The sequence below is a fragment of the Streptomyces zaehneri genome, from assembly GCF_032248645.1.
Taxonomy (GTDB): Bacteria; Actinomycetota; Actinomycetes; order Streptomycetales; family Streptomycetaceae; genus Streptomyces; species Streptomyces coriariae.
The window spans coordinates 166,149-184,891 of the sequence record NZ_JASTTJ010000022.1 but is presented as its reverse complement, the minus strand read 5'-3'; the positions used below and the strand labels follow the sequence as shown (position 1 = coordinate 184,891).

Annotated in this window: 18 protein-coding genes; 8 read left to right on the top strand and 10 right to left on the bottom strand. The window is 71.8% G+C overall.

From position 1 onward, the window contains the following. Window positions 1-204 precede the first annotated feature (204 nt). From QQM72_RS31000 to QQM72_RS30990, 3 genes are all read right to left on the bottom strand, one after another. A complete protein-coding gene (locus QQM72_RS31000; protein WP_314224145.1) occupies window positions 205-1,992 on the bottom strand; it encodes a serine/threonine-protein kinase in 1,788 nt (595 codons plus the stop codon). A gap of 137 nt (window positions 1,993-2,129) precedes the next feature. Continuing rightward, window positions 2,130-2,576 (bottom strand): nuclear transport factor 2 family protein, encoded by a 447-nt coding sequence (locus QQM72_RS30995; RefSeq protein ID WP_314224144.1) that lies wholly within the window; start codon window positions 2,574-2,576, stop codon window positions 2,130-2,132. Window positions 2,577-2,618: 42 nt separating this feature from the next. Continuing rightward, window positions 2,619-3,668 (bottom strand): MBL fold metallo-hydrolase, encoded by a 1,050-nt coding sequence (locus tag QQM72_RS30990; protein WP_314224143.1) that lies wholly within the window; start codon window positions 3,666-3,668, stop codon window positions 2,619-2,621. 91 nt (window positions 3,669-3,759) lie between these two features. On the opposite strand from QQM72_RS30990, the gene QQM72_RS30985 reads away from it, so the two are divergent. Together QQM72_RS30985 and QQM72_RS30980 are read left to right on the top strand one after the other, a co-directional pair. Beyond that, window positions 3,760-5,217, top strand: coding sequence for an aldehyde dehydrogenase (locus tag QQM72_RS30985; protein ID WP_314224142.1), 1,458 nt, complete (start codon window positions 3,760-3,762; stop codon window positions 5,215-5,217). Window positions 5,218-5,223: 6 nt separating this feature from the next. Next, window positions 5,224-5,457: a ferredoxin gene (locus QQM72_RS30980; RefSeq protein WP_314224141.1), complete on the top strand. Its 234-nt coding sequence runs from the start codon at window positions 5,224-5,226 to the stop codon at window positions 5,455-5,457. Window positions 5,458-5,782: 325 nt separating this feature from the next. On the opposite strand, the gene QQM72_RS30975 is transcribed toward QQM72_RS30980, so the two are convergent. Beyond that, entirely contained in the window at window positions 5,783-6,433 is a 651-nt protein-coding gene (locus QQM72_RS30975; RefSeq protein ID WP_314224140.1) for a TetR family transcriptional regulator, read from the bottom strand. Between the two features lie 209 nt (window positions 6,434-6,642). Here QQM72_RS30975 and QQM72_RS30970 point away from each other — a divergent pair, with 209 nt between their 5' ends. Genes QQM72_RS30970 through QQM72_RS30960 form a run of 3 tightly spaced genes read left to right on the top strand, consistent with a single transcriptional unit; the run spans window position 6,643 to window position 10,024 of the window. Then, window positions 6,643-8,085, top strand: a complete 1,443-nt coding sequence (locus tag QQM72_RS30970; protein WP_314224139.1) for a glycosyltransferase family 4 protein — start codon at window positions 6,643-6,645, stop codon at window positions 8,083-8,085. Beyond that, a complete protein-coding gene (locus tag QQM72_RS30965) occupies window positions 8,079-8,948 on the top strand; it encodes a class I SAM-dependent methyltransferase (protein ID WP_314224138.1) in 870 nt (289 codons plus the stop codon). The genes QQM72_RS30970 and QQM72_RS30965 overlap by 7 nt, the downstream gene beginning before the upstream one ends. Then, entirely contained in the window at window positions 8,945-10,024 is a 1,080-nt protein-coding gene (locus QQM72_RS30960) for a prenyltransferase/squalene oxidase repeat-containing protein (RefSeq protein WP_314224137.1), read from the top strand. The genes QQM72_RS30965 and QQM72_RS30960 overlap by 4 nt, the downstream gene beginning before the upstream one ends. Before the next feature lie 139 nt (window positions 10,025-10,163). On the opposite strand, the gene QQM72_RS30955 is transcribed toward QQM72_RS30960, so the two are convergent. The 6 genes from QQM72_RS30955 to QQM72_RS30930 all read right to left on the bottom strand — a co-directional run bounded on the left by QQM72_RS30955 (window position 10,164) and on the right by QQM72_RS30930 (window position 14,923). Beyond that, window positions 10,164-10,454 (bottom strand): hypothetical protein, encoded by a 291-nt coding sequence (locus tag QQM72_RS30955; protein ID WP_054238057.1) that lies wholly within the window; start codon window positions 10,452-10,454, stop codon window positions 10,164-10,166. A 64-nt stretch (window positions 10,455-10,518) separates the two neighbouring features. Continuing rightward, the gene (locus tag QQM72_RS30950; RefSeq protein WP_314224136.1) at window positions 10,519-11,529 is read right to left on the bottom strand and encodes an LLM class F420-dependent oxidoreductase; all 1,011 of its coding nucleotides are present in this window, start codon (window positions 11,527-11,529) and stop codon (window positions 10,519-10,521) included. 108 nt (window positions 11,530-11,637) lie between these two features. Beyond that, the gene (locus QQM72_RS30945; RefSeq protein ID WP_314224135.1) at window positions 11,638-12,444 is read right to left on the bottom strand and encodes a DUF5336 domain-containing protein; all 807 of its coding nucleotides are present in this window, start codon (window positions 12,442-12,444) and stop codon (window positions 11,638-11,640) included. A 178-nt stretch (window positions 12,445-12,622) separates the two neighbouring features. Further along, the gene (locus tag QQM72_RS30940; RefSeq protein WP_399079267.1) at window positions 12,623-13,648 is read right to left on the bottom strand and encodes an N-acetylmuramoyl-L-alanine amidase; all 1,026 of its coding nucleotides are present in this window, start codon (window positions 13,646-13,648) and stop codon (window positions 12,623-12,625) included. Window positions 13,649-13,859: 211 nt separating this feature from the next. Beyond that, window positions 13,860-13,985 (bottom strand): hypothetical protein, encoded by a 126-nt coding sequence (locus QQM72_RS30935; protein WP_314224134.1) that lies wholly within the window; start codon window positions 13,983-13,985, stop codon window positions 13,860-13,862. An 89-nt stretch (window positions 13,986-14,074) separates the two neighbouring features. After that, entirely contained in the window at window positions 14,075-14,923 is an 849-nt protein-coding gene (locus tag QQM72_RS30930; protein WP_314224133.1) for an NAD(P)H-binding protein, read from the bottom strand. Between the two features lie 247 nt (window positions 14,924-15,170). Here QQM72_RS30930 and QQM72_RS30925 point away from each other — a divergent pair, with 247 nt between their 5' ends. The 3 genes from QQM72_RS30925 (at window position 15,171) to QQM72_RS30915 (ending at window position 18,690) form a co-directional block, all read left to right on the top strand. Further along, on the top strand, window positions 15,171-15,836 hold the full coding sequence (locus tag QQM72_RS30925) for a TetR/AcrR family transcriptional regulator (RefSeq protein ID WP_314224132.1): 666 nt from the start codon (window positions 15,171-15,173) through the stop codon (window positions 15,834-15,836). A 273-nt stretch (window positions 15,837-16,109) separates the two neighbouring features. Next, complete coding sequence (locus tag QQM72_RS30920; protein ID WP_314224131.1) at window positions 16,110-17,852, top strand: MFS transporter; 1,743 nt, start codon at window positions 16,110-16,112, stop codon at window positions 17,850-17,852. 187 nt (window positions 17,853-18,039) lie between these two features. Next, window positions 18,040-18,690, top strand: a complete 651-nt coding sequence (locus tag QQM72_RS30915; protein WP_314224130.1) for a class I SAM-dependent methyltransferase — start codon at window positions 18,040-18,042, stop codon at window positions 18,688-18,690. Window positions 18,691-18,743: the final 53 nt, after the last annotated feature.

Here is an 18,743-nt window from a genome sequence, read left to right as displayed (position 1 = left end):
GGCGCAGGGGCCAGCCGTCCTCGACCACGCAGCGGGCCAGACGCAGACGGCCGGTCTCGGACAGGGGTGCATTACGGTGGGGCACGAGGGCCTTTCTGTTGGTGTAGACGTCGCAATCCACACCGAACCGGAAGGCCCTCACCTGTTCAAGATCTCTCAGCCGAGACCTGGCTCACCCGTCCACAACCTCCCGGGACAGAACAACTAGGCCGCCCGCCAGACCGTCATGTCCGCGGTCACGAACGCGATGTCCGGCAGCGCGGTCGACTTCACCTGGATCACGAGCAGCGCGATGTCCCCGGAGGGATGCCTGACGCAGATCTCGCTGCCGGCCGCCGCCGCGGCGAGGGGAAGCCGGTGGCTCTTGGCGCCGGTGAGGACGATGCGGCACGAGTCGAGGGAGCCGCCGGGGTCGCCGTACAGCATGTTGAACACGCTGGTGTCGCTCTCCAGCGCGCAGCCGGTCTGCTCGCAGGTGAAGCGGATGTCCCCCTTGCCGTCCTCGCGCCGGACCGGCTCCTTGACGTCGAGCGAGGTCTTCGCGTCCAGCCACTGGAGGGGATACGCGGTGGCCTGCGGCGTCTTGGGCACGGTCGAGGAGGAGCCCGCCCCCGGCGATGTCCGGTCACCGGCCACCGAGTCCGGCGCGGCTGTCGACGAGGACGCCGACGAGGACCCCGACGACCCTGCGGACCCGGACGGGCCGGGCGTCGAGGAGGCCCCGGCCGTGTCCCGGTGGCGGAGCCGGTCCGCCGCCTTCATGACCGTCCACGTCAGGCCGGTCAGCACCAGCGCCCCCGCGGTCACGGCGGCGGCCGTGGCCAACGCGGTGCGCCGACGGCGGGCCGGCCGCCCGTCCGGCCGCGTGAGCTGCGACCGCACCGGCGCGATCAAGGGCATCCCGGGGTGGGGCGTCCCGGGGTGGGGCAACACGTGCGGGGCCAACGCGTTCGAGGGCATCGCGTTCGTGGGGATCGCGTTCGAGGGCACAGCGTGCTGGGGCGTCTCGTGCCGGAGGGTCTCGTGCTGCGGCGCCTCGTGCGAGGGCCGCGGGATCAAGGGCAGCGTGTGCACCGGGGTGGGATCGGGGACCGGAGCCGGAACCGACACCTCCGGTCCGGTGACCTCCCGCCAGACGGCCGGCCCGGCGCCGCCGTCCGCTTCTCCGCCCAGACGTCGCCTGCACCACTCGACGATCTCCGCCGGAGTGACCCGCTCCGCCGGATCGGCGGCGAGGCAGCGGGCGATCAGCGGACGGAGCGGTTCGGGCAGCAGGGACAGGTCGGGTTCCGAGTGCACGATCCGGTACAGCACGCTGACCGAGGGGCCGTCCCCGTACAGCGGCTCGCCCAGGGCCGCGAACGCCGCCGTCTGGCCGAGCGCGAAAACGTCGGTCGCCGCGGTGATCTCACCCGCGATCGCCTGCTCGGGAGCCATGTACTGCGGTGTGCCGACGGCGAGTCCGGTGGCGGTGTTCGAGGTGACGTCGGAGGCCAGCGAGATGCCGAAGTCGATCACGCGCGGTCCGTCGGCGGCCAGCAGCACGTTCGACGGCTTCAGGTCCCGGTGCACGATTCCCGCACCGTGGATGGCCTGCAGCGCCTCCGCCACCCCCGCCATCAGCCACAGCACCGCGGGCACCGGCAGCGGCCCGCGCCGGGCGACGGCCTCCGCCAGCGAGGGCCCGGGCACGTACAGCGTGGCCAGCCAGGGCGGTACGCCGTCCGCGTCGGCGTCGATCAGTTCGGCGGTGTACGCGCCGCGGACCCGCCGGGCGGCTTTGATCTCCCGGCGGAACCGTCGCCGGAAGGCCGGGTCGTCGGCCAGTTCCGGGCGTACCACCTTGATCGCCAGCGGCCGGCCACCCTGTGTGTGCGAGAGGTAGACCCGTCCCATGCCGCCCGCCCCGAGCCGGGCGGCGAGACGGTATCCGGCCACCAGGGGTGGATCGTCCGCCTGGAGTGGCTGGAACACCTCAGTCGCACGATTCATCGGCTCTCATCCCCCTGGTCCCCCTCATGCCCCTGGCCCCCCGGCCTCTGCCTCTGCCCCTGATCCCCACGATCCGACGACCGGACGACCGGACGGCACATGATCCGACGACCGGACGATCCGGTGATCCGATCAAGTCAGCAGCCTACGCGGGGTGTCGGTCCGCCGAAGGGGAGGAACAGCACCCGGGTCCCCAGCAGCCACACCCCGTCGACCTGGCGGAACGCGTCCTGGTAGTGCCCGACCTGGACGGGTGGTCCGGCGGGGACGACGCCGCCCTCGTAGCCGTCGACCCGGTACGTCGAGAAGTACGAGGTGGCCAGCGCGGTGTCCGGTGCGGTCAAGGTGACCAGGATGTTCGACATGAGGCGGCGCGAGAGCCGGTCGGCGGGCCGCGAACCGAAGTACTCCCGCAGCGCCGCCCGCCCCTCGACCAGCCGCCCGCCCTCCGGCCACTCCCAGGTGCCGTCCTCGGTGAACAGCTCTGCCACCGAGGCGGGTTCGCCGAGATCCAGCCGGTGGACGAAGTCGACGACGAGACGCTCGCAGGCGCGTTCGGCGAGCAGCCGCTGCAGGGGGTCCATGAGGGCGTTGGTATCAAGGAGCCCTCGTCGGCCGCGAGCGATTTACGCCGCCACGTACGTCACCGGATCGCTCCCGGTCACCGCCTCCGCGCGTCCCTGCTTCACCAGTCGCCGCAGATGGGCCTCGGCCTCCGAGACCGCGATGGTCCGTGAACCGTAGGGGATCTGCGGCCAGGGGCGGTTCCACTCCATGCGTTCCGCGAGCTGCCAGGGGGTGAGGGGGGTGGCGAGAAGGGCGAGCAGACCGGTGAGGCGGTCCTCGTGGTGGGTGAGCAACTCCCTTACGCGGAAAGGCGCGTCGGTGAAGGCGTACTGGTGGGCCGGGAGGATCTCCGCGGGGGCGAGCCGGCCGACGCGTTCGAGGGAGTCGAGGTAGTCGCCGAGGGGATCGGTGACGGTGGCGTCGTCGGGATCCTCGTACAGGCCGATGTGCGGGGTGATCTCCGGCAGCAGGTGGTCGCCGGAGAACAGGCGCCCGTGGCCCGGGAGTCGAGCGGGATGGTCCTCCTCCAGGTGGAGGCAGACATGGCCGGGAGTGTGGCCCGGCGTCCAGATCGCGCGCAGGCGGCGGCCGGGCAGGTCGAGGTACTCACCGGGGACGATCTCGCGGTCGGGGAGGGCGGGCGCCAGGCCGGGTAAGGGGCGACGACGGGCCGGAGGCGTGCGGAGCGGGGCGATGTGCTCCTCCGGGGCGCCGGCGGCGGTGAGCTTGGCCGCCATGTACGTGTACCAGCGCTCGGGACGCGTCTCGCGGGTCCGCCGCACGATGGAGGTGTCCGCCGCGTGCATCGCCACCCACGCCCCGGAGGCCTCCCGCACCTGACCGGACAGGCCGTGGTGGTCGGGGTGGTGGTGGGTGATCACGACGCCGCGCAGCTCCGAGACGGACGTGCCGCACGCCGTCAGCCCGGCGGTCAGCGCCTCCCAGGACGCCGGGTCGTCCCAGCCCGTGTCGATCAGGACCGGCCCACGGTCGGTGTCGACGACGTACACCAGTGTGTGGCCCAGCGGGTTGTCCGGGATGGGCACCCGGAGCGAGCGGACACCGCCGCCGTGGTCGTACGTGGTGGGTTCGCCCTGACTGCTCTTCATCTGCCCTCCGTCACACGGCCATTGCCCACTATAACTAGAACTGGTATCAGTTCCTGAGACACCGTCAGAAACGTAGACGAAGGCAGTGGTCATGGCCGAGCTCGTGGAACACGGACAGCTGTTCATCGGCGGGGAACTGATCGACCCCCTGGGCAAGGACGTCATCGAGGTCGTCTCGCCGCACACCGAGGAGGTCATCGGGCGGGTGCCGCACGCGTCGGCCGGCGACGTGGACCGGGCGGTCGCCGCGGCGCGGCGGGCCTTCGACGAGGGGCCCTGGCCCCGGTTGTCGCTCGACGAGCGGATCGCCGTCGTCACCCGCATCAAGGACGGCATCGCGCTGCGCCACGAGGAGATCGCCCGGGTGATCTCCTCCGAGAACGGCTCCCCGTACTCCTGGAGCGTCCTCGCGCAGGCCCTCGGCGCGATGATGGTGTGGGACGCGGCGATCACCGTCGCGCGCGGCTTCACCTTCGAGGAGCGGCGCGACGGCGTGCTCGGGAAGATCCTCGTGCGGCGCGAGCCCGTCGGGGTGGTCGCGGCCGTCGTCCCCTGGAACGTCCCGCAGTTCGTCGCGGCCGCCAAGCTCGCGCCCGCGCTGCTCACCGGCTGCACGGTGGTGCTGAAGCCGTCGCCGGAGTCGCCGCTGGACGCGTATCTGCTGGCCGAGATCGCGCGGGAGGCGGGGCTGCCGGAGGGCGTGCTGTCGATCCTGCCGGCGGACCGCGAGGTGAGCGAGTACCTGGTCGGGCATCCGGGCGTCGACAAGGTGTCGTTCACCGGCTCGGTCGCGGCCGGCAAGCGGGTCATGGAGGTGGCGTCCAGGAACCTGACGCGCGTGACCCTGGAGCTCGGCGGCAAGTCGGCGGCCGTCGTCCTGCCGGACGCGGACATCGCCACGTCCGTCCCCGGGATCGTCTCGGCCGCCTGGATGAACAACGGGCAGGCCTGTGTGGCCCAGACCCGCATCCTCCTGCCGCGCTCACGCTACGACGAGTTCGCGGACGCCTTCACCGCCGCGGCGGCCGCGCTGGTCGTCGGCGACCCGCTGGACCCGGCGACCCAGGTCGGCCCGCTGGTGGCGCGGCGGCAGCAGCGCCGCAACCTCGACTACATCCGGATCGGGCAGGAGGAGGGCGCGAAGATCCTCACGGGCGGGGGGCGCCCGCCGGGTCTGGAGCGCGGCTGGTACGTGGAACCGACCCTGTTCGGTGACGTCGACAACTCCATGCGGATCGCCCGCGAGGAGATCTTCGGGCCGGTGATCTGTCTGCTGCCCTACGGCGACGAGTCCGAGGCGCTGAGGATCGCGAACGACTCCGACTACGGGCTCAGCGGCAGCGTGTGGACGGCCGACGTCGAGCACGGCATCGAGGTCGCCCGGCAGGTCCGCACCGGCACGTACTCGGTGAACACCTTCAGCCTCGACATGCTCGGCCCGTTCGGCGGCTACAAGAACTCCGGGCTGGGGCGGGAGTTCGGGCCGGAGGGCTTCGGGGAGTACCTCGAGCACAAGATGATCCACCTGCCGGCGGGATGGGAGGGCTGACGGGCCATGGGGGATCGTTGGCACGTCGAGGTGGACCGCTCCCTCTGTATCGGATCCGCCCAGTGCATCCACCACGCGCCTGACGGCTTCCGGCTCGACACCGCGCGCCAGTCCCACCCGGCCGACCCGGACCTGGACGCCAACGAGCGGGTGCTGGCGGCGGCGGAGAGCTGCCCGGTGGAGGCGATCATGATCACGCTGGTGGGCAGCGGGGAGGCGGTGTTCCCGCCGGAGGAGTGAAGAAATTTCCCGATGGGGTATTGCGTCAGGTTTGGGACGCTTTATCCTGGTAGTGGCCTACGAGGCGAATGAGGGGGTCCGACCGGAGTAGCCGACTTCTGCGTGACGCGAAGGCATCCGCCGAGGCCGACGTCGACGGACGGACCGAGGGACCTGAGGGTCGCGGGACAGGATCTGAAGGAACCCTCGTCGTCTCGTAGGTCCTTTGCGTGCGTCCTGCCTGTGCTTCCTGCCTGTGCGTCCTGCCCGTGCTTCCTGCCCGTGCGTCCTTCTGCTTGCGCGCTCTGCTTGTGTGTTCTACCCGGGTTGGTCCTGCCCGCGTGTCCTATCCGTGTGCGTCCTGCTCGTTTGTCCTGCTCGTGTGTTGTCCGGGGTCCGTCACGTCGATCAGTCGGCACACCGTCTCGATGTCGATCCGCACCTGGGCGATGGACGCGCGCCCCGACAGCCAGGTGATGAGCGCCGAGTGCCAGGTGTGCTCGATGACGCGGACCGCCGAGAGCTGCTCCGGGGTGGGATCGGTCAGGCCCATCGAGTCCAGGATGATCGCCGTCGTCTGACGGGAGACCTGATCGACCTCCGGTGAGACGCTGCGGTCGGCGAAGGTCAGCGCGCGGACCATCGCATCCGCCAGGTGCGGCTCGCGCTGGAGGGCGCGGAAGGCGCGCATCAGGGTCTCCGCGACGCGGTCCGCCGCCCGCTCGCCCGTCGGGGGCTTCTTCCGCAGCGTGCCGTGCATGTGCTCCAGCTGGTCCTGCATCGTGGCGACCAGCAGGTGCACCTTGGAGGGGAAGTAGCGGTAGAGCGTGCCCAGGGCGACCTGAGAGGACTCCGCGACCTCCCGCATCTGCACCGCGTCGAACCCGCCCCGGCTGGCCAACTGCGCGCTCGCGTGCAGGATGCGACGCCGGCGCTCCTCCTGCCGCTGGGTGAGCGGGGAGTGGGCAGGGTGCTGAGTGCTGGCTTCCGCAGGCATGGGTCCCGTTCCGTGACAGTCGGTGAGGCTCAGTGGGCGCACAGCTCGACGGGGCGGTCGGCCGTGGCGTGAATCACCTGATCCACTGCTCACAGCTCTCCTACCTGCCGGTAGATTCAGAGCCTCCCGAACGATCAAGTCTGAAACTTGTTCTAGATTAGCGTCCCGTCGTAGTCTCGCGGGACAATGCAGGCAGAAGGGGGCCCGGAGTGACCGCTGAGGCCAGTCAGGCAGGGCCCCGGCACGACCTCGCCGCCGATGGCGGGAGATCGCTCGACATCGCTCTCCTCACCTATAAGGGGAACCCGTTCTGCGGGGGCCAGGGCGTCTACGTACGGCATCTCTCGCGTGAGCTCGCCCGCCTCGGCCACCGCGTCGAGGTGATCGGCTCCCAGCCCTATCCGGTGCTGGACCCGGGCCACGACGACCGGCTCACCCTCACCGAGCTGCCCAGCCTCGACCTCTACCGTCAGCCGGATCCTTTCCGCACCCCGAAGCGCGGCGAGTACCGCGACTGGGTCGACGCCCTCGAGGTCGCCACGATGTGGACCGGCGGCTTCCCCGAGCCGCTGACCTTCTCGCTGCGGGCCCGCCGCCATCTCCGGGCGCGCAGAGGTGAGTTCGACATCGTGCACGACAACCAGACCCTGGGATACGGGCTGCTGGGGGACATCGGCGCGCCTCTCGTCACCACCATCCACCACCCCATCACCGTCGACCGGCAGTTGGAGCTGGACGCGGCCGAGGGACGGCGGCGCCGGTACTCCGTGCGCCGCTGGTACGCGTTCACCCGGATGCAGAAGCGGGTCGCGCGCCGGCTGCCGTCCGTGCTCACCGTCTCCGGCACCTCCCGCCAGGAGATAGTCGACCACCTCGGCGTCCGCGACGACCGCGTCCACGTCATCCACATCGGTGCCGACACCGACCTGTTCTCGCCGAATCCCGCCGTGGCCGTCCTGCCGGGCCGGATCGTGACGACGTCCAGCGCGGACGTCCCGCTCAAGGGCCTGGTCTTCCTCGTCGAGGCGCTGGCCAAGGTGCGCACCGAGCACCCGCACGCCCATCTCGTCGTCGTCGGCAAGCGCCCGCAGGAGGGGCCGGTCGCCCAGGCGATCGAGCGGTACGGCCTCGAAGGCGCCGTCGAGTTCGTCAAGGGCATCTCCGACGCCGAACTGGTCGACCTGGTCCGCTCGGCGGAGGTCGCCTGCGTGCCGTCCCTCTACGAGGGCTTCTCCCTGCCGGCCGCCGAGGCCATGGCCACGGGCACCCCGCTGCTCGCCACGACCGGCGGGGCGATCCCCGAGGTCGCAGGGCGCGACGGCGAGACCTGCCTGGCCGTGCCGCCGGGCGACTCCGGCGCGCTGGCCACGGGTCTCGGACGGCTGCTGGGCGACCCGGAGTTGCGGGCCCGGCTCGGTGCGGCCGGACGGCAACGGGTGCTCGAACGGTTCACCTGGGCGCGCGCCGCCGAGGGGACCGTGGCCCGGTACCGCGAGGCGATAGCCGACCGCGGTCGCCCGCGGGTCGCCGAGGCTTCCGCGGCGTCCGCCGCCCACGAAGCCGTCGAGTCCGTCGGTGCCGGGGCCGGTGCCGACACCGACGCCGTATCCGAAGCATCCGATCGCGATCGCGAAAGCAGGGCCACGTGCTGACCGTCGACTTCTCCCGGTTCCCGCTCGCCCCGGGCGACCGAGTCCTGGACCTGGGCTGCGGTGCCGGCCGGCACGCCTTCGAGTGTTACCGGCGCGGCGCGCAGGTCGTGGCCCTCGACCAGAACGCCGAGGAGATCCGCGAGGTCGCCAAGTGGTTCGCGGCGATGAAGGAGGCCGGCGAGGCCCCCGAGGGTGCCACCGCGACGGCCATGGAGGGCGACGCCCTCGCCCTGCCCTTCCCCGACGAGTCCTTCGACGTCGTGATCATCTCCGAGGTCATGGAGCACATCCCGGACGACAAGGGCGTCCTCGCCGAGATGGTGCGGGTGCTCAAGCCGGGCGGTCGGATCGCCATCACCGTCCCGCGCTACGGCCCCGAGAAGGTCTGCTGGACCCTCTCCGACGCCTACCACGAGGTCGAGGGCGGCCACATCCGCATCTACCGGGCGGACGAGCTGCTCACGAAGATCCGCGAGGCGGGCCTGAAGCCGTACGGCACCCACCACGCCCACGCGCTGCACTCGCCGTACTGGTGGCTGAAGTGCGCCTTCGGCGTCGACAACGACCAGGCACTGCCGGTGCGTGCTTACCACAAGCTGCTGGTCTGGGACATCATGAAGAAGCCCCTCGCCACCCGGGTCGCCGAGCAGGCGCTGAACCCGCTCATCGGCAAGAGCTTCGTGGCGTACGCGACCAAGCCGCACCTGCCCCGGCTCTCCGAGCAGACAGAGCAGGCAGAGCAGGCAGAGAACACCGAGCAGGCCGCGAAGACGCCGAAGGCCGCGAAGGCCAGGCAGACCGCGAAGACCGAGCAGAGCGCGAAGACCGAGCAGGCCGAGAAGACCGGGGCGGACGCCAAGTGACGACCCCCCGGACAGAACACCTCGTCCTGCCCGGGGTCCTCACCGCCGAGCAGGCCGCCGTGACCGTCACCGGCATCCTCGCCGCGCAGCGTGAGGACGGCGCGATCCCGTGGTTCCGGGGCCACCACCTCGACCCGTGGGACCACACCGAGGCGGCGATGGCGCTGGACGCGGCGGGCGAACACGAAGCCGCCGAGCGGGCGTACCGCTGGCTGGCCCGGCACCAGAACGACGACGGTTCCTGGTTCGCCGCGTACGCGGACGGCGCCTTCGACGACGTCACCGACCGAGGGCGCGAGACGAACTTCGTCGCCTACATCGCCGTGGGCGTCTGGCACCACTACCTGTCCACCGGCGACGACACCTTCCTGGACCGCATGTGGCCGGCCGTCTACGCGGCCGTCGAGTACGTGCTGCGGCTCCAGCAGCCCGGCGGGCAGATCGGCTGGCGCCGCGACGACGACGGCACCCCGACCGCCGACGCGCTGCTCACCGGCTCCTCCTCCATCCACCAGGCGCTGCGCTGCGCGCTGGCCATCGCCGAGCAGCGCGAAGAGCCCCAGCCCGACTGGGAGTTGGCGGTGGGGGCACTGCGGCACGCCATCCGCCGGCACCCCGAGCGGTTCCTCGACAAGGACCGCTACTCGATGGACTGGTACTACCCGGTGCTGGGCGGGGCGCTGACCGGCACGGAGGCCAAGTCCCGGATCGAGGCCGAGTGGGAGCGGTTCGTGGTCCCGGGTCTCGGCGTGCGCTGTGTCGTCCCCAACCCGTGGGTGACGGGCGGCGAGTCGGCCGAACTCGCCCTCGCGCTCTGGGTGATGGGCGAGTCCGACCGGGCGCTGGAGATCCTTCAGTCGATCCAGCACCTGCGCGACGCGGAGTCGGGCCTGTACTGGACGGGGTTCGTGTTCGAGGACGAGGCGATCTGGCCCCGGGAGCTGACCACCTGGACCGCGGGGTCGCTGCTGCTCGCCGTTGCGGCCCTCGGTGGTCACGAGGCCACCTGTGCCGTGTTCGGCGGGGAGCAACTGCCGTCCGGGCTGTCCGGGCTCGAGGCGGACTGCTGCGCCTGAATCCCTTCCTGGGACCGACCCTCTCATGGGGCCGCACGGGGGCCGACCCGTTCCTGCGACTGACCCGTTCCCGGGCGGAGTCGTTCCTGCGGTGGACTCGTTCCCGGGGCGGGTCACAGGACCCGCCCCGGGAGCTGCCTTAGTGGCGGTGGACCCGGTTGGCGATCGCGTGACCGATGAACAGGTAGACGACCGCTGCCAGGCCGTACCCTGCCACCACTCGCGCCCACGCCTCGTCGAACGTGAACAGGTCACGTGACCAGCCGGCCAGCCAGTTGGCCGCGTCATGCACGAACTGGACCAGGTCGTTGCCCCGGTTGGCGTCCAGCAGGTACATGAGGATCCACAGCCCGAGGATGACGGCCATGACGTCCGCGACCACCGCTATGACCGTTCCGGCGGAGTTGGAACCACTGCGATATCGAGACATGACTTCCGTCTGGCCCCGGAATCCCCTTTGAAACGTGGAGTGTTCGCTCTTCGTGCGCCCGTGGCTATGAGTTGAGCTCCGCCAGCACCCGCAGGGTCGTCCGGTCCGGGGCGACGACCAGCAGGTCCGTCACCGGCCCCTTGCGCCAGGACTCCAGCCGCTCGGCGACGCGTTCACGCGGGCCGACCAGGGAGATCTCGTCGGCGAAGGCGTCCGGGACGGCCAGCACCGCCTCCTCGCGCCGCCCGGCCAGGAACAGCTCCTGGATGCGCCGGGCCTCCTCCTCGTATCCCATGCGGGCCATCAGGTCGGCGTGGAAGTTGCGGGTGGCGTGGCCCATGCCGCCGATGTAGAAGCCGAGCATGGTCTTCACGGGGAGCAGCCCCTCGGTGACGTCGTCACAGATCCGCGCCTGGGCGAGGGGCGCGACCCGGAAGCCGTCGGGCAGCTCCGCCACCGCCGGGCCGTACGCGTGCGGCCGGTCGGGCGACCAGTACAGCGGCAGCCAGCCGTCGGCGATGCGGATCGTCTGGGCGACGTTGCGCGGACCCTCCGCGCCCAGCAGCACCGGCAGGTCGGGGCGCAGGGGGTGGGTGATGGACCTGAGCGGTCTGCCGAGGCCGGTCGCGTCCGGGCCGCGGTAGGGGTGGGAGTGGAAGCGGCCGTCCAGTTCCACCGGCGCCCGCCGGCGCAGCACCTGGCGCACCACGTCCACGTACTCCCGGGTCGCGGTCAGCGGGGATTCGGGGAACGGCCGGCCGTACCAGCCCTCCACCACCTGGGGGCCGGACAGGCCGAGCCCGAGCATCATCCGGCCGCCGGAGAGATGGTCCAGGGTCAGGGCGTGCATCGCGGTCGTGGTGGGGGATCGGGCCGCCATCTGCGCCACCGCCGTGCCCAGTTTGATCGTCGAGGTGCGGGCGGCGATCCAGGTGAGGGGCGTGAAGGCGTCCGAGCCCCAGGACTCCGCCGTCCACACGGAGTCGTAACCGAGCCGTTCCGCCTCGCACGCCAGCTCCACGTGGTCGGGGGAGGGGCCGCGGCCCCAGTAGCCGAGCGCCAGACCGAGCCGCATGCCCGCCTCCTGACGGTGTGTCAGAGAATCGAAGGCTGCGACTGTACGACAACGGCCCCCCGCCCGGAAGGGCGAGGGGCCGTGCGTGAAGTCGTGCGGGAGCCGGGCTCAGCCGCGCTGGATGCCGGAGGCGTCCCGCAGGACGCCGCGGCGGCCGTCCTGGGTCTGGGCGATCAGACCCTGGGCGCCCTGCTCGACCGCGAGGTACCAGGTGCCCGGCGCCAGTTCGGCGATCGGCATCGGCGCGCCGTCCTCCGCGTACAGCGGACGCGGCACCGGCACGGCGAACCAGAACGGGGAGAAGTCCCCGCCCGACGGCTGCGCCGGACCCGGCTGGGCGCCGAACGACGGCTGACCCGGCTGGCCCTGCTGCGGCGGGCCGCCGAACGCCGACGGCTGCTGCGGGGCGCCCGGGTAGCCGTAACCGGCGGGCGGCTGCGCGCCGTACGGCTGCGGGGCGGCCGGCCTGGGCGCCGGGACGAGGGCGGCCTGCAGGGCGGGCACCAGCGGGGTGGCGACCGCGCCCGCGGCCAGCAGCAGCGCGGCGATCAGGCCCAGGATCAGACCGGAGCCCGTCTCGACGTCGGTGCTGCCGAAGGTGTCGCTGAACGCACCGAGCGGGTCGATGATCGTCCAGAACGCCGTCCACGCGGCGAAGACCGTCAGCGCGACGCCGAACTGCCCCAGGTCGATGCCGGCCACCTTGCGCGGCTGCGGAAGCGCGCGGGCGACGACGATCAGGGCGGCACCGATGATTCCGCCGAGATACATGCTCATTACGAGGCCGAGGTTGTCCCAGGCGTTCGGGACGTCACTGCCGGAGCCGTCGAACGTGTCCAGGAACGACGCGATGAACAGCAGTACCGCTGCTCCGATCACCACGCCGTCGCCTCGAGTGAGGGAGCGGATATTCACTTCAGGTCCTTCGTCAGTCGTCTCGTCATCGGTACACGCATACACGTATCGGTAGAGGCGTCGCTGTCACCATGTCGCCGTCAGGCCCCTGTGTGAAGCGCGGGGGTGGCCCCTCATCGTAGGGACGACACTATCGTCACCACGATCGCGCTGTCCGCCGGGATGAGTGCCCTGATCACTACCCGCGCAGGAAACTCACGATTCCCTCAGAGATCCCCTGCGCCGCCTTCTGCCGCCAGGCGCCACTGGTCAGCAGCGCCGCGTCCTTGGTATCGCGCATGTTGCCGCACTCGATGAACACCTTGGGAACCGTTGACAGATTGAGACCGCCCAGGTCCTCACGCGTGACGAGACCGGTGCCGTCGCCGACGTAGTTGGACGGTGAAGTACCGGTCGCCCGGGTGAAGTCGCCCGCGACGAGCTTCCCGAGGTCCTTCGACGGGGCGACGATGGCGCGGGTGTCCGCGCCGCCCTCGTGCACCGCGCCCGGCAGGATCACATGGAAGCCGCGCTGCCCGGCCCCGGCGCCGTCGGCGTGGATCGAGACGACCGCGTCGGCGTGCGCCGCGTTCCCGATCCGGGCGCGCTCGTCGACGCACGGGCCGTACGGCCGGTCCCCGTCCTGCGTCAGCCGCACCGTGGCGCCCTGCTGCTGGAGCAGCGCGCGCAGCCGGTGGGCCACGTCCAGCGTGAACTCCGCCTCGCTGTAACCGGAGTTCGTGGACGTACCCGTCGTGTCGCACTCCTTGCGGTTGGTGCCGATGTCCACCTTGCTGTTGATGTCGGCGGTGTGCCGGTAGTTGGTGGGGTTGTGGCCGGGGTCGATGACGACGACCCTGCCCCGGAGCGGGGTTGCGCCGGAACCGGCAGGGGCCGGGGCCGAGGCGGTGCCCGTGCCGACGCCCGTCTTCCCGTCACCGCCCACACCGCCCGAGCCGCCCGCACCGTCCGAGCCGTTCGCGGGGGAGCTCAGGACACTCGGCGCCGCCCCGGCCCCGGGGCCGTCCGTCCCGCCGGCCCCGGGCCCGCCCAGCGTCTCGTACGCCAGCCAGCCGAGCAGCGCCCCGGGCACCAGCGCGGCGAGCGCAACGGTCAGCGGGCGGCGCAGCGGCGAGCGGCGCGGCCGCGGAGGACCGAAGGGATCGGCGGGATCTGCGGGATCGAAGGGATCGAAGGGGCCGGGGTTCGAGCCTGCGTACGACACGCCTGCCACCCTAACGGCCACCCCGACGAGCTCTCAGCGGGACGACGCCGGACGGATGACGGACGGATGACGGACGGATGACGCCGCCGAGCGGCATGAACCCGGTGAAGGCGATCGCGGAAGGCGATCGCGTACGCGTACGCGTTCACCACCCCGTGCGGGCCCGACGCACTCATCCCGGGGTCCGCCCGGATCGACGGCAGCGCCACGTTCACCACGGACACACGTCGAACACGACGAGGAACTGTCCGGCGCTGGCGAGTGCCACGAGCTGCCGGGCGGGAGCGGTGGGAGGGCGGGATCTCCCGGCGCGGGTGGCGTCGGCGGCTTCCGGCATGGGCGTCACGGTCCGAACCGGGTCGCGCCCCGCGCATCGGGATTTCGACCCAGGGTGCGGGTGTGGGGTCGCCCCGGGACGTCGGTGGCTCAGGAGGCGGTGAATTCGGCGAGGTGGTCGGTGGCCCAGACGGTGAACGGGCGGGCGGGGTGGCCGGTGAGTTCCTCGACGGTGCGGGTGAGGGTGACGGGCCTGCCGTCCGTGGACCTCCACCACGCGAGGAGGGCGTCGGCGTAGACGGCGGGGATGTGCCCGTCGGTCTCCTCCTTCCACTCCTCGGGGGTGACGTGCTTGACCGCGATGGCGCGGCCGGTGGCGGCGGCGAGCCGGTCGATCTGTTCGGCGAACGTCAGCGACTCGGGTCCGGTGAGGGTGAACCGGCCGCCGCGGTGCCGGGGGTCGGTGAGGACGGCGTGGGCGGCCTCGGCCAGGTCCGTCTCGTGGAGGGGGTCGGTGTGCGCTCCGGGGAAGGGCAGGCTGACGGGCAGTCCGGCCCTGACGGGCCAGGCCCAGGACGCGGCGTTGGAGGCGAAGGCCCCCGGTCGCAGGAGGGTGGTGGCGATCGGGGAGGCGAGCAGGGCCCGTTCCACGGCCAGATGCGAGCCGGCCAGCGGGTCGTCCTGCGGCTCGGAGTCGAGCACGCCCAGGACGCTCGAGCTGGACAGCACCACGACGTGGCCGACGCCGGCCCGGTGGGCCTGGTCGGCGAACTCGGTGACGTGGTCGGGGGTCGCGTAGAGGAAGACGGAGGTGACGCCGGCCAGGGCGGCGGGGAAGGTCGCCGGGTCGGTGAGGTCGAGGGTGACCGTCTCGACGCCGGGAGGCGGGGTGAGGCCGGCGCGGGCGGCCGAGCCGACCCGCACGGGTATGCCGTCGGCGTGCAGGAGGGCGAGCAGCCGAGTGGCGACCGCACCGCGGCCTCCGGTGATGAGGATCATGACGGTTCTCCTTTTCCGGTACTGCGAGGTCTGGGGTGCGGTACTGCGAGGTCTGGGTGCCGCGAGTTCCGGCGTGCGGCGCGCGTCGTGCGGCGTACCGCGAACGTCGTTCGTGGCGAACAATGTTCGTTCATCCCGCCTCGACACTAGGGAGCGAACGATGTTCGTGTCAAACAGTGTTCGTCACGGTCGCCGTTCGTGGCGACCGGCGTTCGTGCCCGTCGCCCCTCCCCGTTACCCTCTCCACGTGACCCCCGAGCCGATCAGCCGCCGTGCGCGGCCCGCCAAGGCCCCCCTCAGCCGCGAGGCGATCGTGCGTGCCGGGCTGGCCATCCTCGACCGCGACGGACTGGACGCGCTGACCATGCGCCGCGTCGCCAAGGAGCTCGACACCGGGCCGGCCTCGCTCTACGTCTATGTCGCCAACCGCGACGACCTGATGGCCGCGATGCTGGACGAGGCGCTCGCCCGGGTCCCGCTCACCGCGGACGGCACCTGGCGGGAGCAGCTGCACGCGCTGGTCGCGGCGACAGTCGAGGCCATGAGCCGGCACGAGGGGCTGGCCGCCGTCGCCCTGGGCGCGATCCCCACCGGCGCCAACGCCCTGCTCGTCATCGACCGCATGCTCGCGCTGCTCAAACAGGGTGGCCTCGACGACGTCACCGCCGCCTGGGCCGTCGACCTGCTCCACCTCCACAGCGCCGCGGCCGCCGCCGAACAGAGCGCCTACCTCACCAAGGGGGGCAAGGAGGAGACCGTCGTGGCGGACGCCGACCGTCACTACGCGGCCCTGCCCGCCGACCGCTACCCGATGATCACCGCGCTGCGACCGGCTCTGTTCTCGCCCGGTGACCGGGACGCCTGGGGCCTGGACGTGCTGCTGAGCGGCATCCTCCAGACCCCCGCCCGCTGAGCCGCGGCGCCCTCCCTGGGTCGACTTCCGGCCGTCACTTCCGCAGGAGAACCTTCCTGGGACGTAAGGGACGTCAGGGGACCTCGGGGGATCGCCAGGGGGGCATCGGGAGGATCTCGGGGGATCGCCAGGGGGCATCGGGAGGATCTCGGGGGGAACCTTCAAGAGAAGATAAAGAAATCGTTAGTACGCCGAAGCATCGGAATAGTTGCCCGTGCATACAGGTTCGGTCTCCATGTATCCCTGACGCACCGCCCCCGGAGGCCCCACCTCATGACGCACACGACGACCGGTCGGCCCACCCGTGAAGCGAGCGGAGCCGTGGTCCCGGTACTCGCCTTCGCGGGCATCGTGGTCGCGGTGATGCAGACCCTGCTCGTCCCGGTCATCAAGGACTTGCCCCAGCTGCTGGGCACCGCGCCCAGCAACGCCACCTGGGTCCTGACCTCGACGCTGCTGTCGGGCGCCGTGGCCACTCCGATCATGGGCCGCCTCGGCGACCTGTACGGCAAGCGGCGCATGCTGATAGCCAGCCTCGCGGTGATGGTCGTCGGCGCGCTGGTCAGCGCCCTCACCAGCGACCTGATCACGATGATCGCCGGCCGCACCCTCCAGGGCTTCGCGATGGGCGCGATCCCGCTGGGCATCGGCCTGATGCGCGACATGCTGCCGCGCGAGAAGCTCGGCTCGGCGATGGCCCTGATGAGCTCCTCGATCGGCGTCGGCGGCGGCCTCGCCCTGCCGCTCGCGGCCCTGATCGCCCAGCACGCCGACTGGCACGCCCTGTTCTACGGCGCCGCCGGCCTCGGCGCCCTCGCCATCGCCCTCACCCTCCTCGTCGTCCCCGAGTCCCCGGCGCGCGCCGAGGGCACCTTCGACGTCGCCGGCGCGATCGGCCTCTCCACCGGTCTGGTGCTCTTCCTGCTGCCGATCACCAAGGGCAGCGACTGGGGCTGGACCTCCGGCACCACCCTCGGCCTCTTCGCCGCCGCGGCCGTCGTCCTCGTCCTGTGGGGCGTGATGGAGCTGCGGCTGAAGGCCCCGCTCGTCGACCTGCGCACCACGGCCCGACCGGCCGTCCTCTTCACCAACCTGGCCTCGATCATGGTCGGCGTCTCGTTCTACGTCGTCTCCCTGGTCCTGCCGCAGCTGCTCCAGCTGCCGAAGGCCACCGGCTACGGCCTCGGCCAGTCGATGGTCACCGCGGGTCTGCTCGTCGCGCCGCTCGGCCTGACGATGATGTTCACCGCGCCCGTCTACGCCAAGCTGTCCGCCAGGTACGGCCCCAAGTTCACCCTGATCCTCGGCATGCTGATCATCGCGATCGGCTACGGCGCCGGCCTCGGGCTGATGAGCGCCGCCTGGCAGAGCCTCGTCATCGCCGTCGTCCTCGGCGCCGGCATCGGCCTCGCGTACTCCTCCCTGCCCGCGCTGATCGTCGGCGCGGTCCCGGCCTCGGAGACCGGCGCGGCCAACGGCCTCAACACCCTGATGCGGTCCATCGGCACCTCGGTGTCCAGCGCCGTCATCGGCATGGTGCTGGCCAACACCGCGAACAACGTCGGCGGCGTCGCCGTGCCGACCATGCACGGCTTCCGCGTCTCCTTCCTGATCGCCACCGCCGCCGTCGCGGTCGGCCTGCTCCTCGCTCTCTTCCTGCCCCGGCAGCAGCGTCCGTCGGCCGTGCCGCAGCTGCGCGCCAGCAGCGAGGAGGAAGCCAACCTGAAGCACGCCGAGGAGGTCCTGCGGGGCTTCCGCGGCCGGGTCCTGGACGCCGACGGCGTCCCGGTCGCCCGCGCCAAGGTCACGCTCATCGACCGCCGCGGTCGTCAGGCCGGCGCCACCCTGTCGCAGGAGGACGGCAGCTACGCCCTCGCCGTCCCGGCCCAGGGCGCCTACGTCCTCGCCGCCAAGGCCACCGGTCACGGCCCGCTGGCCAGCGCCGCGACCCACGCGGGCGACGAGCGTCCGGTCGACCTGGACCTGGCCCTGCCCGGCGAGACGGTCAGCGCCTGACCCGCCGGGCCGGCCCGGCGCACCCCGCGCGCTCCTCGGCCCGTCGTTTCCGCACCCCCTGTCGCCTCGGCGGCGGGGGGTGCGGCAGCATGGGCGGCCATACGCACCGAGCACCCGCACGCATGCGGCACCACGGCGTGTACCACCAGCGCATGTACCACCACGCACGGACCCCGGAGGACCCCCTATGCCCGCGGCACCCAAGCCCGAGATCCTGGCCGCGTTCGAGGCGGCGAAGGGGTTCATGCCGGTCGACGAGGGCCTCGCCCTGTACGCGGCCGCCGTCGAGGCCGGTGCGCTCGGGCTGCCGCTGCTCGAGGTCGGCACCTACTGCGGGCGCTCCACGATCCTGCTCGCGGACGCCGCCCGGCAGACCGGGGTCAGCGCGCTCACGCTCGACCACCACCGGGGCAGCGAGGAGCAGCAGCCGGGCTGGGAGTACCACGACCCGGAGACCGTCGACCCCGAGGTCGGCCTGATGGACACCCTGCCCACGTTCCGCCGGACCCTGCACCGCGCGGGTCTGGAGGAGCATGTGGTCGCCCTGGTCGGACGTTCGCCGCGCATCGCCGCGTTCTGGAACTCGCCCCTCGGCCTCGTCTTCGTCGACGGCGGCCACACCGACGAGCACGCCACCTCCGACTACGAGGGCTGGGCGCCGCATGTCGCCGAGGGCGGGCTCCTCGTCATCCACGACGTGTTCCCCCACCCGGTCGACGAGTTCACCGGCCAGGCCCCCTACCGCGTCTACCTCCGGGCCCTGGACTCCGGCGCCTTCACCGAGGTCTCGGACACCGGCTCGCTGCGGGTGCTGCGACGGACGGGCGCGGGCATCTAGGACGCGGGCAGTCCGTACCGCCGGAGTCCGTACCGCCGCAGGTCATACCCCGT

What these genes read in the sequence shown, in the direction of transcription:
- QQM72_RS31000 (WP_314224145.1), bottom strand. Translation starts at nt 1,992, where the DNA reads ATGAATCGTGCGACTGAGGTGTTCCAGCCACTCCAGGCGGACGATCCA.
- QQM72_RS30995 (WP_314224144.1), bottom strand. Translation starts at nt 2,576, where the DNA reads ATGGACCCCCTGCAGCGGCTGCTCGCCGAACGCGCCTGCGAGCGTCTC.
- QQM72_RS30990 (WP_314224143.1), bottom strand. Translation starts at nt 3,668, where the DNA reads ATGAAGAGCAGTCAGGGCGAACCCACCACGTACGACCACGGCGGCGGT.
- QQM72_RS30985 (WP_314224142.1), top strand. Translation starts at nt 3,760, where the DNA reads ATGGCCGAGCTCGTGGAACACGGACAGCTGTTCATCGGCGGGGAACTG.
- QQM72_RS30980 (WP_314224141.1), top strand. Translation starts at nt 5,224, where the DNA reads ATGGGGGATCGTTGGCACGTCGAGGTGGACCGCTCCCTCTGTATCGGA.
- QQM72_RS30975 (WP_314224140.1), bottom strand. Translation starts at nt 6,433, where the DNA reads ATGCCTGCGGAAGCCAGCACTCAGCACCCTGCCCACTCCCCGCTCACC.
- QQM72_RS30955 (WP_054238057.1), bottom strand. Translation starts at nt 10,454, where the DNA reads ATGTCTCGATATCGCAGTGGTTCCAACTCCGCCGGAACGGTCATAGCG.
- QQM72_RS30950 (WP_314224136.1), bottom strand. Translation starts at nt 11,529, where the DNA reads ATGCGGCTCGGTCTGGCGCTCGGCTACTGGGGCCGCGGCCCCTCCCCC.
- QQM72_RS30935 (WP_314224134.1), bottom strand. Translation starts at nt 13,985, where the DNA reads ATGCCGGAAGCCGCCGACGCCACCCGCGCCGGGAGATCCCGCCCTCCC.
- QQM72_RS30930 (WP_314224133.1), bottom strand. Translation starts at nt 14,923, where the DNA reads ATGATCCTCATCACCGGAGGCCGCGGTGCGGTCGCCACTCGGCTGCTC.
- QQM72_RS30920 (WP_314224131.1), top strand. Translation starts at nt 16,110, where the DNA reads ATGACGCACACGACGACCGGTCGGCCCACCCGTGAAGCGAGCGGAGCC.
- QQM72_RS30915 (WP_314224130.1), top strand. Translation starts at nt 18,040, where the DNA reads ATGCCCGCGGCACCCAAGCCCGAGATCCTGGCCGCGTTCGAGGCGGCG.